The organism is Paractinoplanes ferrugineus (assembly GCF_016862195.1).
Classification (GTDB): domain Bacteria; phylum Actinomycetota; class Actinomycetes; order Mycobacteriales; family Micromonosporaceae; genus Actinoplanes; species Actinoplanes ferrugineus.
Genome location: NZ_BOMM01000071.1, coordinates 1 through 15,001 on the forward strand (window position 1 = coordinate 1; position 15,001 = coordinate 15,001).

Consider the following 15,001-nt stretch of genomic DNA (forward strand, 5'->3'; position numbering starts at 1 on the left):
GGCCAGCAAGGCAACAACGGTGGCCAGCAAGGCGGCCAGCAAGGCAACAACGGTGGCCAGCAAGGCGGCGGGAACAACGGCGGCGGCCAGGGCAACAACGGCGGGAACAACGCCACGACCGCGCCGACGCCGGCCGGCACCGCCGCTCAGCCGAACACCAAGAGCGACTTCACGCCGAAGGCCACGATCACCACCACCAAGCCGGCGAACGAGCCGACCACCAAGAGCACCGGTAAGCCTGCTTCCACCCGTACCACCGAAAGCGACACCGCCGACGACGAAGCCGTCACCGACGAGGAGACCGCGAAGCCGAAGGCGAGCAAGAGTTCGGCGGCGGCCGAGGACTACACCTACTCGAACGACGACGGCCAGCCCAACTCGGGCGAGAAGCCGCCGACGATCGACCAGGTCGCGGCGCAGACCACCACCGAGAAGAAGGGCGGGGTGCTGGCGCTGACCGGCAGCAACACCGTCGCCTTCCTCGGCGGCGCGGTCGTGATGATGCTCGCCGGCCTCTCCCTGATGGCGCTGACCCGGCGTCGTCGCCCGGGAACGCCCTGGCAGTAGACAACACCCGGTCGAGGGCGGTTCGCGTGCGTACGCGGACCGCCCTCGCCGTGTCTGCGGGATCTTGTCGGCTGAGGGTAGCCTTACCGGGGATTTCAAGCGGAAGAGGACAAGCATGCCGAACAGGCCGGCGCGACCCGCCCACCAGGCGGAAGTCATCCGCGTGGAGCAGCTCACCCCGCACATGGTTCGCGTGGTCGTCGGCGGCGAGGGGCTGCGCACGATCGAGGCGGGCGAATTCACCGACCACTACGTGAAGATTATTTTCCCGCCGGCCGGCTTCGACTACCCGGAGCCGTTCGACATGGGGGCGATCCGGGAGACCATGCCGCGCGAGGCGTGGCCGGTCGTCCGCACCTATACGATCCGCCGCTGGCTCCCCGAGATCCCGGAGATGTGGGTCGACTTCGTGGTGCACGGCGACGAGGGCATAGCCGGGCCGTGGGCAGCCGGCGCCCAGCCCGGCGACCGGGTGCGGTTCATGGGCCCGGGCGGCGCCTACCAGCCCGACCCGGAGGCCGACTGGCACCTGCTGGCCGGCGACGAGGCCGCTCTGCCGGCCATCGCCGCGTCCCTGGAGCGGCTGCCGTCGGGTGCGCTCGTGAAGGCGTTCATCGAGGTCGAGGGGCCCGACGAGGAACAGAAGATCGAGACCGACGCGAAGATCACCTGGCTGCACCGCGGGTCGCGCCCGGTCGGCGAGCTGCTGGCCGAGACCATCCGCGGTGGCGAGTTCCCGGCCGGCCGGGTGCATGCTTTCGTCCACGGCGAGGCCAACTTCGTCAAGGACGTGCGCGCGTTCCTGCGTAAGGAGTGCGGCATCCCGCTCGAGCAGTTGTCGATCTCCGGCTACTGGCGGCGCGGCCTCAACGAGGACGGCTGGCAGACCTCCAAGCGCGACTGGAACCAGCAGGTCGAACGCGAACAGGGCTTGTGACCGCCCGCACTACCCCGGGCGTTTCCCGCAGGTAACGCCGATGATGTGTAAGTGGTGACCGCCGAGCAGCAGCTGACATCCGCTTCCCCCCGCCGGCGCACCCTGGTGGCGGTGGCGGCCATTCTGCTGGCGGCGCTCAACCTCCGGCTGGCGGTCACCAGCGTCGGCCCGGTGCTCAGCGAGATCCGCGCCGGCCTCGGCATGAGCTCGACGGTCGCCGGGCTGCTCACGTCCGTACCGGTCTTCTGTTTCGCCACCGTCGGCCTCGCCGCGCCGCACCTGGCCCGGCGGTTCGGCGCCGCCCGCGTGATCCTGGTCGGCCTGCTGGTGCTCGCGGCCGGTCTCGCGGTGCGCCCCTACCTGCCCGGCGTTCCGCTGTTCCTGCTGTTCAGCGTGGTTTCGCTGGCCGGCATCGCGGTCGTCAACGTGCTGCTGCCGGTGATCGTCAAGGAGTACTTCCCGACCCAGGTCGGCACCATGACCGGCCTCTACTCGGTCGCGCTCAACCTCGGTGCCACGGCCGCGGCCGCCGCCACCGTGCCGCTCACCCACGCCTTCGGCAGCTGGCAGCTGGGTCTCGCCTGCTGGGCGGTGCTCGCCGCGGTGGCGCTGCCGTCGTGGCTCCCGCTGGCCCGCTCGGCGGCCCCGACCGCTTCTTTTCAACCCCAGGATGCTTTGGTACGCGTGAGCCGGCACCCGGTGGCCTGGGCCCTGGCCGTGTACTTCGGCATGCAGTCCACCTCGGCGTACGTGCTGATCGGGTGGCTCCCACAGATCTTCCGCGACGCCGGTCTGTCCGCCGACGAGGCGGGCTTGCTGTTCGCCACCACCTCACTGCTCGGCGTGCCGCTCGGCCTGCTCCTCTCCGCGCTGGCCCAGCGCATGCCCAGCCAGAGCGCCGTCGCGGCCGGACTCGGCGTCTTCGGCATCGCCGGATATGCCGGCCTGTGGTGGGACCCGGCCGCCGCGCCGTGGCTGTGGGTGGTGCTGCTGGGCGTCGTCAACACGGCGTTCCCGTTGGTCCTGACCATGATCGGGCTGCGCGGCAGCTCCCCCGCGACGGTGGTGAAGCTGTCCGCGTTCGCTCAGGGCGTGGGTTACCTGCTGGCTATTCCCGGACCGATCCTGGTCGGTGTGCTGCACGACCACACCGACGGCTGGCGGGTGCCCCTCGCCCTGATGATCTTCCTGATGATCCCGCAGCTGATCGCCGGTGTGTACGCCGGCCGGGACCGCCGGATCTAGAGCAGTCTCAGCAGCTCCGCCGCCACCTCGGTGGGGCGCTCGACGTGCGGCGAGTGACCACAGTTCGCAAGGACCACCTCGGCGTAGGGGCCGTAGCGTTCGAACACCGCCCGCGTCTGGCTCACCATCGGCTGCGGCGGCGCCGCCTCCTCGCCCGGCCAGCCCGGGACCGCGCCGATCTTGCCGAGGTAGGCGAGATCGAAGAACGAGGTGTCCGAGACGATCGCGTCCCGGTCGCCGCGCACCCAGGTGATCGGCGGCTTGGGCTCGACCGCTACCAGGGCCTCGGCGACGTTGAAGTGGTTCGGCGCCATGGTGTTGAGCACGCCTCGATCGCCCGGCGCGATGCCCGGCCAGGTGTCGGTGGGCTTGCTGTCGCCCGGGTAGTTGTCGTCGCCGATCGCCGTGCTCAGCACCGTGTCGAGAAGCAGCTGCTCATCGTCGCCGAGGCTGGCCGGGTCGGCCACGTAGGCCGTCCGCAGCACCGCGAGCGGGCTGGTCGGCTCGTCGCCGGAGCGGTCCCCGGCGGCGATGCGGCGCACGAAGTCCGGGTTGGCGGCGCCGCCGCCGGTGCCGGCGAAATCCTTCAGCGGGATCCCGTCCAAGCCGTGCGTGCCCCCGAAGCCGTACGGGCTGAGCGGCGCCTCCAGAAGCAGGGCGTGCCACCTCGCCGGCTGGTCGACCAGCAACTGCATCGCGACGCCGCAGCCCATCGAGTGGGCGGCGAGGGTGATCCGCCGACCGCCGGAACCGAAGATCTCCGGGTGGTCGAGCAGCGCGGCGATGTCGTCGGAGAAGTCGCGCAGACCTCTCGTGGCGTCGACCGGGGCGGCCTCGGAGTTGCCGTAACCACGCAGGTCGGGGGCAACGATCCGGAGGTGGGGCGGCAGATGCCGGAGCAGTGGCCGCCAGAAGGCGGCGGCCGAACAGTTGCCGTGCACGAGCAGCACCGGGGTGCCGTCGACCGGCCCGTCGACCAGAACGTTGAGGGAGATGCCGCGGACGGCGACGGTGACCTCTTCCATCGCCGAAGCCTCCCACCGCGGGCGGGGGCGGCGCAGTGTGGTCGGCCCACATATCCTGCGGGTTATGGCCGGTGACGTGTGGGCCGATGGAGCCGGCCGGTGGCGGCTGCTTTCGTGAGCTGGCTCGGCGCGGTGGTGGCCTGCTACGTCTGGGACTACGCGGCCGGCATGCAGATGATGCGCTGGTTCTGGGACGCGGCCCGCTCCGTCGACCCGCACGCACCCGACGGGGCGGTCCGCTTCCCGATCTGCAGCGCCGAGGGCCTGGCGGCGGCGTGGACCGCGGCCGGCCTGCGCTCCGTCGAGACCCGGCCGATCACGGTGCCGACCGTGTTCACCGACTTCGCCGACTACTGGCAGCCGTTCCTGGGTGGGCAGGGCGCGGCTCCGGCGTACCTCGCTCGTCTGTCCGCCGATCAGCAGCAAGAGATCCGCGGTCGGCTGGCGGACCGGCTGCCCCGGCCGCCGGACGGCAGCATCGCCCTGACCGCGACCGCCTGGGCGATCCGTGGCCGCCGCTGACCGGCTGGCCGTGGTCACCGGGGCCGGCCGGGGCTTCGGCCGAGCCGTCGCCGAGGCTCTCACCGACCAGGGCCGGCGGGTCGTGGCGTGCGTGCGCACCCGACCGGCGACCGGGAAAGCCGGCCTCCAGGTGGTGGTGCAGGACGTCCGCGACCCGGTCGGGACGGAACTCCTCGCCGCCATCGGCGACCGCCCGGTCGACGCGCTCATCAACAACGCCGGCGTCGGCGCGAAAGCGACCCCGCCGGCCGGCGTCGACCCGCGGCAGATCCTCGACGCGCTGGACGTCAACATGGCCGGGACGCTCCGCCTGACCCAGGCTCTGCTGCCGGCGCTGACCGCCGCGCCCGACCCGGTGATCGTCAACGTGTCGTCGCGGCTGGGCTCACTGACCGCGCAGGCCGAGGGCGAGTTCGCCACCAGGCGGACCAGCTACGCCTACCGCATCTCCAAGGCCGCCCAGAACATGCTGACCATCACTTTGGCCCAGGAGTCGGCCGGCCGGGTCCACTGCTGGGCCGTCCACCCCGGCAGCCTGACCACCGCGATGGGCGCCACCGACGCCACAACCCCGGCCGGCGAGGCCGCCCTTCGTCTGGTCGACTTGCTGAACAGCCCCGACCCGGCCTCGCCCCGCTTCGTCTCGCTCGACGGGCCGGACCTGCGCTGGTGACCGTCAGCCGTCGACGGTTGCCTTCTTGGGGCAGCCGTTCTTCTCCTGCCACGCCTTGACCGCGGCCACCGGCGACTTCTGGCCGTCCTTACGCCACGAGTCGAGGTAGGGCCAGGGGTAGAGCGTGCCGCGCTGATTCCACCAGTCACCCTGCTTGGCGCACGGCGGCGAGATGCCGAAGTGCAGGTGACAGGCACTCGCATCGCCCGTCTCCCCGGTCGTGCCGAGATCCTGCCCGGTCCGCACGCGGACGCCCGGCTCGATGCCGTCGGCCACCGCGGAAAGATGAGAGCCGTAGTAGCGCACGCCGTCGTCGCCGAGAATCGACACCGACAGCCCACCGCGGGTGGCCCCGTCGTTCTTCTTGGCGGTCCAGGTGTCCTTCTTGGCCACTGCCAGAACCACCCCACCGGTCACCGCCACGAACCGGTGCCCGCACGCGGTCATCACGTCCGACGCCGGATAGTCATGGTGGGTACGGGCGTAGCTGCTCTTACCGACCACCGGAAACGTATAGGTGATCTTCGCAGTCGACGCCGAACTCGACGGCGCCGCCTTGGCCGCGTTAGGCGCCCCGCTCGCAGTCGACGTGCCGCCGGGCGCGGGCGCGCCGGACGCGGCGGACGCGGGCGCGGCGGACGTCGCCAGCCCCTGCGTCGAACCGGCCCAGACCGGCTTGGCCTCAGGCTTGCCAGCACAGCCGGCAACGGCGGTGAGGCCTAGGCCGACAGCCAGACCTCCGAGGGCAAATCTCCGCATAAAGGGGTGCAAAACAACATCTTCCTGCTCGGCATCCGAACGGCCCAATATAACCAGTCCCGCCCAACCCCTGCCTTCCCCGAACGGGGGGGGCCGGCTCATGGCCCTCGCCCGCCCTGCCAGCCCGCCCTTCTTCCAGAAAGAAGGGCCCTCAACAGCACTCCGACACGCCTTCCTCGCTGACACCGGGGCCTCCCCCAACCAGCACGAAGCCCCCTCGCTCCGAACCGCACGCAGGTCTCGCCCCATGTCGGACCCTTCGCTAAGGGCGACAGAGTCTGCACGCGGCCCTCCGAGGCGCATCTTCACTGAAGATGCGGCCTCCGCCGCCCGCCCCCTCGTCAAGGAACCCGGGGCCGTCGATGGAAACGCGCGGATCGTCGGCCGCGTGCTGTTCCGACGGATCGCAGCCTCGGCACGGCTTCGTGATCTTGGAGCAAGCCCAAGGAGACCGCGCCCAACCCCGCCGGCCCCCTGGACAGTGCGTCGACAAAGCTGACTGGAGCGCGACGGGCGGACCCGAGCTCAGCTGCGGAAGGTCAGGCGGGAAGGCGCCACGCAGCAGGCAGGAAGCCGCGCAACCACCGGGGACGCAAGGCGACCGCAACGCGCAAGGCGACCGCAACGCAAGGCGACCGGAACGCAGGCGACTGGCGGGCGGGGCCGGCGCGACCGATCAAAGGCAAAGGTCGCGCCGGCAACCGGGTCAGGCGACTGACTTCGGGGCGACCGGGGTCAGCGCGGTGGACTGGGACGGGGCGTGCAGGCCGGAGCGCAGGGTTTCCAGCATGGTCATGCCCTGGGCGGCCAGGGAAGCGACCACGCTGTTCAGGCCTTCGGCGCCGTCGAGGACGGTCACGTTGGCGCCCTGCAGGCCTTCGGCGGCGGCGCGGAGCATCTCCGGCAGCTTTTCGATGATGGCCTGGTCGAGGGCGATGCGGTCCTGGGCGGCGGCGGCTTCGGCGGACAGTTTGGTGGCGTCGGCCTCGGCTCGGGCGAGGGCGCGGATGCGTTCGGCCTCGGCCTCGGCGGGGCGGACCACTTCGGCGATCAGCTGGGCCTGGCGCAACTCGGCGTTTCGCTGGGCGACGACTGCCTGTTCGGCCAGGACGTCCTGGGCGGCCCGGGCGGCGGCGAGCGGGCCGGCCTGGGAGGCGGTCTGCTGGGCCTGGTCGATCTCGGCTTGGTACCGCGCCTTGGCGATGGCCGTCTGCCGGCTGTACTCGGCCTGGTGGCGGACGCTCTGCTGCTGGGCTTCGGCGCTGGCCCGGTCGGCCTCGGCGTAGGCGATCTTGGCTTCCTGGTTGACCCGGGCCTCGTGCACCGCGGCGAGCGCCTTGATGTAGCCGGCGCCCTTGTCGTCGATGCTGCTGATCTGCAGCGAGTCGACGGCCAGGCCGATGCGGGCCATCTCGGTCTTGCTGGCGTCGACGATCGCGTCGGCGAGGGTCTGCTGTTCGCGGATGATGGCCTCGACCGTCATGCTGCCGATGATGCTGCGCAGGTGACCGGAGAAGATCCGCCCGACCAGGGTGGGCATCTGCCGTTGGTCGCCCTGGAAGCGACGGGCCGCGGCGGCGATCGACTCGTGGTCGTCGGCGACCTTGAACGCGATGACCGCCTGCACCGCCAGGATGATGCCCTGCTTGGTGTAGCAGTCCTCGACTACTTCGGCTTCCTGCATCGCCAGGGTGAGGCGGGACGCCTTGGAGAAGATGGGCGCGACGAAAACGCCGTGCCCGGTGACGATCTTGAACGGCAACGCGTCCGCACCCCGCTGCTTGCGACCACTGATAAGCAACGCCTCGTTGGGGGCGGGCACCCGATAACCGAACACTGTTACGACCCTTCTTCGACGGGCCATGGCTCGACGTCGATCTGGCGTGCGCCACGGTTGTTTATGACGAGGATCTGGGCGCCCGCGGCGATGGCCGTCGCGGCGTAGGCCAGGTAGTAGTGCGCCATCCCTCCCAGCATCAGGCGCACCTCCCCCGCGCGCTCGCCGCCCCGGATCGCGGTGATCACCGTGCCCACCTTGCCGACCAGCGCCTGACTCGCCACCTCTGGATTGTGCTCCTGGGGTGCGACATTCCGCTCGCCCGGTTGATCGACGGGTAGCCGACACCATCTCCGGCCGCGGCGGCCTACCGTGCCCGCATGGGAGACCGGCTCCGCGCGGCGGAGGAGGCAGCAGCGGACCAGGCGCCCGCGGCGCCGATCATCAGGCCCACGATTCATAGCAATCGGGCGACGGCCGACAAACTGCGCAGCGGGCCGCAGGGGCCCCAGGAGGTGCGAGATCTCTCCGGCTTGGCGGGAAACCGCCAGGTGACGCATTGGCTGAAACCCGAGGCGAGTACGCCCGCGGCAGCCCCGCCGCCGCTGCCACCGATCGACTGGATCGAGAGTCTTCCCGGGCACGTCAAGCAGCAGATCGACAACTTCAGCCCGGGGCAGGAGAAGCTGGCCGACGCCGGCAACCAGGGGCTGATCGACGCGCGGAAGCGCAATCGGGTCACGTTCATGCAGACCATGCGGTGGGCGATGGGCAACGACGAAGCGGTGATCCGGAAGCACTTCGAGGAGATCCAGCCGATAAACGTGGGCGGCGGCGAGTTGTGGGGACACGTGTCGACCCGGGAGCGGCTGCTCGAGGTGAAAGCCGACCTGGAGGCCCAGGGCATACCGATGCCGCAGACCACCGTCGGGCTTGGCATGCGCGGCGACCACCTCGACCGGGGCGACAAGGGGCGCGGCTGGTTCACCCACGCGGTCGGGTTCGCCGTCGACTGGCGGGCCTATTCGACGCCGAAGATCGCCGACCAGAAGCTGATCACGTTGTTCGAGGTGGTCACCGGCGGGCGGCCGGACATGCGGACAAGCGTCGAGAGCGACAAGCGGATCGACCTCGAGATCAAGATCGGACAGGGTACGGCGGACGCGGTCGAGTCGAAGAAGCTGCTCGACTCGGTGGAGTCGGAGTACAAGCGACTGGCCGACGGGTCGGAGAAGTTCAAGACCGACCTGCCCGTCAAGACTCTGGACCGATTGCGCGAGCTGGAACAGGCCCGGGTCGCGGCCCGCACCGCCCAGCTCCGGCTGACCAAGCTGAGTGCCCGCCGGCCGAAGGCGACCAAGGACGAGATCGAAGCCGCGACGAAGGCGGTCACCGATGCCAAGGAGCGCCACGCGAAGTTGCAGGCCGCGGTCGAGGCCGAGCTGCCCGAGTTGTTCGAACCGTGGATCGCGAAGGTCGACGAGAAGATCGCCGTCGTGGACCGCAAGTTCACCGAGGCGGGCGTCGATGTCGAGTTGTTGACCAGCGATTACGGCTTCGCGGAGCGGAACAAGAAGATCCAGGCCAAGAACCGCAAGGCCGGCAAGGCGACCGGTGACGAGGCGACCCGGCTGCGCGCCGAGGTGCAGGAGTTGAAGGACGACCTCGCGAAGCGCCGTAAGTACCGCGCCGACAAGACTGTCGAGCTGGGTGGTGGCGCCGAGGGCAAGAAGAAGATCGACACGCTGATCGACGACAAGTTCGAGCTGATGACGCTCAAGGGCCTCAAGGACGGCCTGGAGCACAACACCGGCGGCTTCGTCTTCCGGTCCAAGCTGGACGTCAACGACCCGGCCGTCGATCAGCTGCTCGGGCTGATGCCGGAGATGCCGCGCGGCGGCTTCTTCACCCCCGACGAGGAGGGCGGCGAGAAGGAGGCCAAGGCCGGCAAGTTCAGCGGCGAGCACGGCTACGGGCTGGCGTTCATCAAGTCGATGGTGGAGCACGGTTTCGAGCCCGGCATGGCCTGGCGCGGCGGTTCCGATCCGATGCACTTCGAGCTGGCCGAGGGCCGCAAGTTCCTGACGAGCGCGGGCGTGAGCCCGGTGGTCGCCGGCGCGACGCTGCGGGCGAAAGAGATCGAGAAATAGGGCGGGCCCGCGCCGACCACCAGCGCGGACCCGCCCCGGTCAGCTCAGCTCACATTGAGGGCGGTGTTGTCGACCTGGAACGAGGTGGCGAGGGAGGTGTCCTCGACGCCGCTGAACGAGATCGAAACGGTCTGACCCTTGTAGGCGGCCAGGTTGAAGGACTTCTGCGCCCAGGTTGCCTTGTTCAGGTTGGAGTACGTCGCCAGGGTCGTCGAACCCACCTTGACCGTCAGCTTGTCGTACGCGGTTGTCGTGCTCGTCTCCGACGACGTGATCTTCAGGTAGAAGCTCAGCGTCGCGTTCGTGCAGCTCGCGGGAATCGTCACCGATTGCGACAACGTATCGGTGTGGGTGGCCCCGTAACCGTTGAGCCAGGCGAAGTAGCTGCCCGCGTACGGCGTGTTGGTGCCCGACGCGGTCGAGATGACGCCCGAGGTCTGCGCCCAGGTGGTGGCGCCGCTCTCGAAGCCACTGTTGCCGAGCAGCTGCGCCGAGGTGCAGGTGCCACCGGTCGGGCCACTGGTCGGCGAGGTGGTGATGGTCGGGGACACCGTCGGCGAGGTGGTTCCGCCGGTGCACGTCGGGTCGGCCGACTGGGCCGGCACGCTTACCGCGGTCCACGCCGCCTTGACCGTGTTGAACGCGGTGCAGTCGCCCGGGTACAGGTTCTTGGCCGCGGTGAGCGTCCAGGTTCGGTACTTCAGGTACGAAGACGACGAGGTCTTCAGCAGCATCGCGTTGTACATGATGGTGATCGCCTTCTGGATGCCCAGGCCGGTGACCGTGGTGCTGTTGCAGGTGGTCGACGCGGGCTGGCCGTTGCCGCTGGTGCCCTGCGCGAGCAGGTAGAACCAGTGGTTACCGGGACCGGCGGCGGAGTGCACCTCGCTGCCCGGGGTGCTGCTGGAGTAGCAGTTCGCGTCACCCTCGGCGGACGGGTTGTACATGTTGCGGATCTCGCCGGAGCCGACCAGGTTGACCTCTTCGCCGACCAGGTAGTCCGGCGGGTCGTTCGGGTTGTTCAGGTACCACTCGGTCGCCGCGCCGAACGTGTCGGCGACGAACTCCTGGGTGCCGCTGCCCGAGATGCCACCGGGGGTGGTGTCGTCGATGCCGTGGCCGAGCTCGTGACCCAGCACGTCGGCCGACGCGATCCACTGACCGGCGGTGTTCTTGCCGATCTGGACCTGGCTGCCGTCGTAGTACGCGTTCTGGTCGTTCAGGCCGACCCGGATCGGCCACGCGCCGCCGGAGCCGTTCTGGCCGTTACGGCCGAGCCACGACGACAGCATCTTGGTCTGGCCCTCGCCGACATAGAGAGCGTCGACGCAACCGGTCTCCTTGTTGGTGCCGGTGCCGTTGCCCCAGACGTTGTCGGTGCCGCTGAACGTCGTGTTGTTCGACGCGTCCTGGCACTGCATCGTGGCCTGGGTGGAGGACTTCATCGAGTACGTCGAGCCGGACAGCGTGGTGTCGATCGACACCGAGCCGTTGATCCATCCCGTTCCCGTACCGGTCACGTCGATGACGTGCTCCTGGGTGCTGATCACCTTGCCGGTGAGCGCGTCCACGTAGACCGTCAGCCGGCTGACGCCGTCGGCGCCGATGCCGTTGACCGTGGTCGCCCAGGCCAGGCGCGCGGCCTTGCCCTCGTCGGCCACCACGGAGAGGTTGGTGCCCTCCACTTTGGACACCGACTTGAGCTGAGCCTTGGCCGTGGCCTGGGCCGCCGAGTCGGTGATCTTCGGGGTGGTGGACAGCTCGCCGATCGGGCTGCTCTGCGCGACCGAGGTGTACTTGGTCGCGCCGCTCGCGTCGGACATGACGACGAAGTCGCCACCCTTGACGGGCAGGCCCTTGTAGGTCCGGGTGAAGGGGGTGTAGTTGAGGCCGTGCGAGGACTGCACGGTGTGCCGCTGGAACGTGTCGTTCGCGCCGGCCTGGAGGACCGCAGGCTTGCCGGCGACGAGGGCGTCGGCCTTCTGGGCGGCGAGTTTGGCAGAGGCCGCTGGATCGATCGGTTCTGCGGTGGCCGGCCCGGCAACCGCGACCATCGCCGAGGCGGCCACGGTACCGGCCGCCAGCGCGATGATCAGGGGGGTTCGACGTTTCACGCGGGTACTCCTTTTTCTGCCCGGGGGTTTGGGCAGGCTCAAGGTCCGGCTGACGATGAGTCACACCGAGACGACTTGAAGTGAGACGCTAGGCATCGATGGGTATCTCCGAAACAGGGAAAACCCTTGCGCCCGGCGTGGGAGCGCTTTCCAGGCCATACTCCCTAGGTCGTACTACTGGACAAGTCCCTGGTAGGACGACTGCGCGCGGGATAGGCGAAACGATGCCGTCATGACTGAGCGTGAATTCCGATTCGGCGTCGTGGCCGGCCGGGCGCCATCCGGCGCGGAGTGGGCCGCCACCGCCCGGCGGGCCGAGGAACTGGGGTACGACACCCTTCTCATCCCCGACACCCGGCACACCTTCGCGCCGTTCCCGGCGCTGGCCGCGGCGGCCGCGGTCACCACGACGCTGCACGTCGGCACCTATGTGCTGAGCGCCCCCAACCGCTCCCCCGGGCTGGTCGCCTGGGAGGCGGCGTCGCTGCAGGAGCTCAGCGACGGCCGGTTCGAGCTGGGCATCGGGGGCGGGCGACCGGACGCGGCGGACGACGCGGCGGCACTGGGGGCCGATTTCGGTACGCCCGCCGAACGGATCGACCGGGTCGCCGCGACGATCGAGGCCGTCCGCAAGGTGGAGAACGCTCCGCCGGTCCTGGTCGCCGCCAGCCGGCCCCGGATGCTGCGGCTGGCCGCGGAACAGGCCGACATCGTGGCGCTGGGTCTTGCCCCGGAGACCACCGAGCCTCTTCTCGCCCGTACCGTCTCGCAATTGCGCGACGCCGCCGGCGAGCGATTCGGTGAGCTCGAGTTGCACCTGAATGTCGCGGCCGTGGCCGCGACCGTCGAAGACATCCCGTCGTGGCTGTCGCGGATGGTCGGCGGCGACCCGCGCGACATGGCCTGGAACGGCGGCATCGCCTTCCTCGTCGGCTCGGCAGAGCGGATCGCTGACCTGCTCTGCCGGCGCCGAGCGGAGTTCGACGTGTCCTACATCGGGGTGAGCTCCATGTTCATGGCAGAGTTCGCCCCGGTGATCAAGCTGATCCGCGGCCTCTAACTGTGCGAGACGGTGAGGCTGTAGAACTTCACCTTCGCGCCGTTCGACGTGCTGTCCGAGGAGGACTGGTTGTAGGAGCCGGCCTTGAAGTACTGCTTGTACGGGTTGAACGAGCTCGGGATCGAGTAGGAGGTCTTCGACCCGTTCACGGTCAGGTTGATCTTGTTGCCGGTCACGTTGATGACGTAGGTCCACTTCACCCCGAGTGCCACGTTGCCGACCTTGTGCAGCGTCTGACCGCCGGCCGGCGAGTTCTCGGTGCCGAGGTAGATGTCGCCGTTCGGCCGGTAGTAGAGCTCCAGCAACGGCTTCGTCGACGAGCCGCCCGACCCGAGGTGCACCTGGCCGACGCAGACGTTCTTGGTGACCTGCGGGATGCGCAGTTGGGCGCTGAGCGTGTGGGTGCCGGACAGCGGCCAGTCGGCGGCGCTGCCGTTGCGGTTCATCTCGCGCAGCTCGGAGCGGGCGTAGTTGGAGTTCGGCGTGGTCACGCCCTTCTCCGGGGCCCAGAACGTCATCGAGCCGTCGTTCTTGTCGGTCCAGAAGAAGGCCGGGTTGCTGTAGCCGCTCGTGCCTTTGAGCTGGGCCGGGGAGATCGTGTCGGGTTTTCCGGGCGAGCCGGTCGGCAGTTGGAGCTGCCAGATGGCCAGGTCGAAGTTGCCACCGGGGGGCAGCGCGGGGTCCAGGGTGGCGGCGTTCGCGTTGGTGATGCCGAGGACGCCGAGCGTTCCGACCACAGCCGTGGACAGGGCCACGGCGAACAGCTTCCGTCTGTGCATGGGGATACCTCTTCAGCCATCTCGGGGGAATTGGCAAGTTGGCTAACGGTAATCCCCAAACCCGGCGGAGAACTTTAAACAACCTTAAATCGGTAAGGTCTTCATCGATGGCTCAGACACAGCTCTACCTCGTACGCCATGGTGAAGCTCTCGATCACGCCGGCCTGTCACCGCTCGGCCGCGCGCAAGCCGCCCGGCTCGGCCGGCGACTGAGCCGGGTGCCGTTCGCGGCGATCCACCACAGCCCCCTGCCCCGGGCCGAGCAGACCGCGTTCATCGTCGGCGAACACCTCCCGCAGGTGCCCCGGCACGGCTGCGACCTGGTCGCCGACCGCACCCCGGTCCCGTCCGCCGGCCACCTCGACGACTACCCGGCGCGGTGGCACTCCTGGTTCGACGACGTCCCCGACGACGAACGCGACGAGGACGCGGCGGCGCTGCGCAAGGCCGTCGACCACTTCGGCGGCACCGGCGACGACGACCGCACCGAACTGCTGATCACCCACAACTTCGTGATCGGCTGGTTCGTCCGCCACGTGCTGGACGCCCCCGACTGGCGCTGGCTCGGCCTCGACCAGGCCAACTGCGGCATCACCATCCTTCGCTGGGACTCCACCCGCCCGCCGGCCCTGGTCGCCTTCAACGACACCGGCCACCTCGAGTGAGAGTCGGCGCCTGCCAGACCGCGGAGATCCTCGGCGACATCGACGCCGCCGTCGACGTCATCCTGGCCTGCGCCGAGCAGGCGGACGTCGACCTGCTGCTCTTCCCGGAGTGCTTTCTGCAGGGCTACCTGCCCACCCCTTCTTTCGTACGCGACCACGCGCTCGCCCTCGACGAGCTGCCGGTCCGGCTCGCCGAGGTGCCGCACACGCTCGTGCTCGGCCTGATCGAGCGGTCCGGCGCGCGCTATTTCAACACCGCCGTGGTCCTCGACCGCGGCCGTGTCCTGGGCGCCTATCGCAAACGGTTCCTGACCGCCGGCGAGTCGGTCTTCACCCCCGGCGACACCGCCCCGGTGTTCGAGTGCGCGGGCGTCCGGTTCGGGATCAACATCTGCTACGACGCCCAGTTCCCGGCCGCGGCCGCCGCGGTGGCCGCCGCCGGGGCGAAGGTGTTGCTGCTGCCGGCGCAGAACATGATGCCCCGCGACCGGGCGCCGCACTGGCAGCCCCGGCACAACGAGATCCGCCGGCTTCGGATCGAGGAGACCGGCATGTGGCTGGTCTCGGCCGACGTCACCGGCGTGCGCGACGACCGGATCGGCCTCGGCCCGACCTGTGTGCTCGACCCGGCCGGCCGGGTGGTGGCCGAGGTGCCGACCGGCACGACAGGCGTCGCGATCGCCGAGATCGAGCCGTGAGCCGACGGGGCGCCCCCCGCGTCGAGCCGA

14 protein-coding genes and 1 pseudogene are annotated in these 15,001 nt (G+C 69.7%); 9 read left to right on the forward strand and 6 right to left on the reverse strand.

The genetic code is table 11. The features are described from left to right. From Afe05nite_RS37445 to Afe05nite_RS37455, 3 genes and pseudogenes are all read left to right on the forward strand, one after another. Positions 1-567, forward strand: a pseudogene (locus Afe05nite_RS37445) (hypothetical protein); the annotation flags it as partial. A 115-nt stretch (positions 568-682) separates the two neighbouring features. Further along, positions 683-1,504, forward strand: coding sequence for a siderophore-interacting protein (locus tag Afe05nite_RS37450; protein WP_203822063.1), 822 nt, complete (start codon positions 683-685; stop codon positions 1,502-1,504). A gap of 51 nt (positions 1,505-1,555) precedes the next feature. Continuing rightward, on the forward strand, positions 1,556-2,749 hold the full coding sequence (locus Afe05nite_RS37455; RefSeq protein ID WP_203822064.1) for a CynX/NimT family MFS transporter: 1,194 nt from the start codon (positions 1,556-1,558) through the stop codon (positions 2,747-2,749). On the opposite strand, the gene Afe05nite_RS37460 is transcribed toward Afe05nite_RS37455, so the two are convergent. Continuing rightward, positions 2,746-3,774: an alpha/beta hydrolase gene (locus Afe05nite_RS37460; protein WP_203822065.1), complete on the reverse strand. Its 1,029-nt coding sequence runs from the start codon at positions 3,772-3,774 to the stop codon at positions 2,746-2,748. The genes Afe05nite_RS37455 and Afe05nite_RS37460 overlap by 4 nt on opposite strands. Before the next feature lie 99 nt (positions 3,775-3,873). On the opposite strand from Afe05nite_RS37460, the gene Afe05nite_RS37465 reads away from it, so the two are divergent. Continuing rightward, on the forward strand, positions 3,874-4,296 hold the full coding sequence (locus tag Afe05nite_RS37465; RefSeq protein ID WP_203822066.1) for a hypothetical protein: 423 nt from the start codon (positions 3,874-3,876) through the stop codon (positions 4,294-4,296). Next, a complete protein-coding gene (locus Afe05nite_RS37470) occupies positions 4,283-4,969 on the forward strand; it encodes an SDR family NAD(P)-dependent oxidoreductase (protein ID WP_203822067.1) in 687 nt (228 codons plus the stop codon). Before Afe05nite_RS37465 ends, Afe05nite_RS37470 begins: the two co-directional genes overlap by 14 nt. Positions 4,970-4,972: 3 nt before the next feature. Here the strand turns inward: Afe05nite_RS37470 and Afe05nite_RS37475 are convergent, their stop codons facing one another. From Afe05nite_RS37475 to Afe05nite_RS37485, 3 genes are all read right to left on the reverse strand, one after another. Continuing rightward, complete coding sequence (locus tag Afe05nite_RS37475; RefSeq protein WP_239118492.1) at positions 4,973-5,473, reverse strand: M23 family metallopeptidase; 501 nt, start codon at positions 5,471-5,473, stop codon at positions 4,973-4,975. A 961-nt stretch (positions 5,474-6,434) separates the two neighbouring features. Then, a complete protein-coding gene (locus Afe05nite_RS37480) occupies positions 6,435-7,565 on the reverse strand; it encodes an SPFH domain-containing protein (RefSeq protein ID WP_203822069.1) in 1,131 nt (376 codons plus the stop codon). 2 nt (positions 7,566-7,567) lie between these two features. After that, positions 7,568-7,789 (reverse strand): NfeD C-terminal domain-containing protein, encoded by a 222-nt coding sequence (locus Afe05nite_RS37485; RefSeq protein ID WP_203822070.1) that lies wholly within the window; start codon positions 7,787-7,789, stop codon positions 7,568-7,570. Between the two features lie 96 nt (positions 7,790-7,885). Here Afe05nite_RS37485 and Afe05nite_RS37490 point away from each other — a divergent pair, with 96 nt between their 5' ends. Further along, positions 7,886-9,655: a hypothetical protein gene (locus tag Afe05nite_RS37490; RefSeq protein WP_203822071.1), complete on the forward strand. Its 1,770-nt coding sequence runs from the start codon at positions 7,886-7,888 to the stop codon at positions 9,653-9,655. Positions 9,656-9,699: 44 nt separating this feature from the next. Here Afe05nite_RS37490 and Afe05nite_RS37495 read toward each other — a convergent pair whose 3' ends face one another. Next, positions 9,700-11,709 (reverse strand): M4 family metallopeptidase, encoded by a 2,010-nt coding sequence (locus Afe05nite_RS37495; protein WP_203822133.1) that lies wholly within the window; start codon positions 11,707-11,709, stop codon positions 9,700-9,702. A gap of 292 nt (positions 11,710-12,001) precedes the next feature. Between Afe05nite_RS37495 and Afe05nite_RS37500 the strand changes: the two genes are divergently transcribed. Then, complete coding sequence (locus Afe05nite_RS37500) at positions 12,002-12,829, forward strand: LLM class flavin-dependent oxidoreductase (RefSeq protein WP_203822072.1); 828 nt, start codon at positions 12,002-12,004, stop codon at positions 12,827-12,829. Here Afe05nite_RS37500 and Afe05nite_RS37505 read toward each other — a convergent pair. Then, positions 12,826-13,608 (reverse strand): polysaccharide lyase family 7 protein, encoded by a 783-nt coding sequence (locus Afe05nite_RS37505; protein ID WP_203822073.1) that lies wholly within the window; start codon positions 13,606-13,608, stop codon positions 12,826-12,828. The genes Afe05nite_RS37500 and Afe05nite_RS37505 overlap by 4 nt on opposite strands. A 107-nt stretch (positions 13,609-13,715) precedes the next feature. On the opposite strand from Afe05nite_RS37505, the gene Afe05nite_RS37510 reads away from it, so the two are divergent. Both Afe05nite_RS37510 and Afe05nite_RS37515 read left to right on the forward strand, forming a co-directional pair. After that, complete coding sequence (locus tag Afe05nite_RS37510; RefSeq protein ID WP_203822074.1) at positions 13,716-14,273, forward strand: histidine phosphatase family protein; 558 nt, start codon at positions 13,716-13,718, stop codon at positions 14,271-14,273. Beyond that, positions 14,270-14,971: a carbon-nitrogen hydrolase family protein gene (locus tag Afe05nite_RS37515; RefSeq protein ID WP_239118493.1), complete on the forward strand. Its 702-nt coding sequence runs from the start codon at positions 14,270-14,272 to the stop codon at positions 14,969-14,971. The genes Afe05nite_RS37510 and Afe05nite_RS37515 overlap by 4 nt, the downstream gene beginning before the upstream one ends. The last annotated feature ends 30 nt before the right edge of the window (positions 14,972-15,001 follow it).

Coding starts and splice junctions, on each gene's coding strand:
- Afe05nite_RS37450 (WP_203822063.1), top strand. CDS start 683: ATGCCGAACAGGCCGGCGCGACCCGCCCACCAGGCGGAAGTCATCCGC.
- Afe05nite_RS37460 (WP_203822065.1), bottom strand. CDS start 3,774: ATGGAAGAGGTCACCGTCGCCGTCCGCGGCATCTCCCTCAACGTTCTG.
- Afe05nite_RS37505 (WP_203822073.1), bottom strand. CDS start 13,608: ATGCACAGACGGAAGCTGTTCGCCGTGGCCCTGTCCACGGCTGTGGTC.
- Afe05nite_RS37510 (WP_203822074.1), top strand. CDS start 13,716: ATGGCTCAGACACAGCTCTACCTCGTACGCCATGGTGAAGCTCTCGAT.
- Afe05nite_RS37495 (WP_203822133.1), bottom strand. CDS start 11,709: ATGGTCGCGGTTGCCGGGCCGGCCACCGCAGAACCGATCGATCCAGCG.
- Afe05nite_RS37500 (WP_203822072.1), top strand. CDS start 12,002: ATGACTGAGCGTGAATTCCGATTCGGCGTCGTGGCCGGCCGGGCGCCA.
- Afe05nite_RS37490 (WP_203822071.1), top strand. CDS start 7,886: ATGGGAGACCGGCTCCGCGCGGCGGAGGAGGCAGCAGCGGACCAGGCG.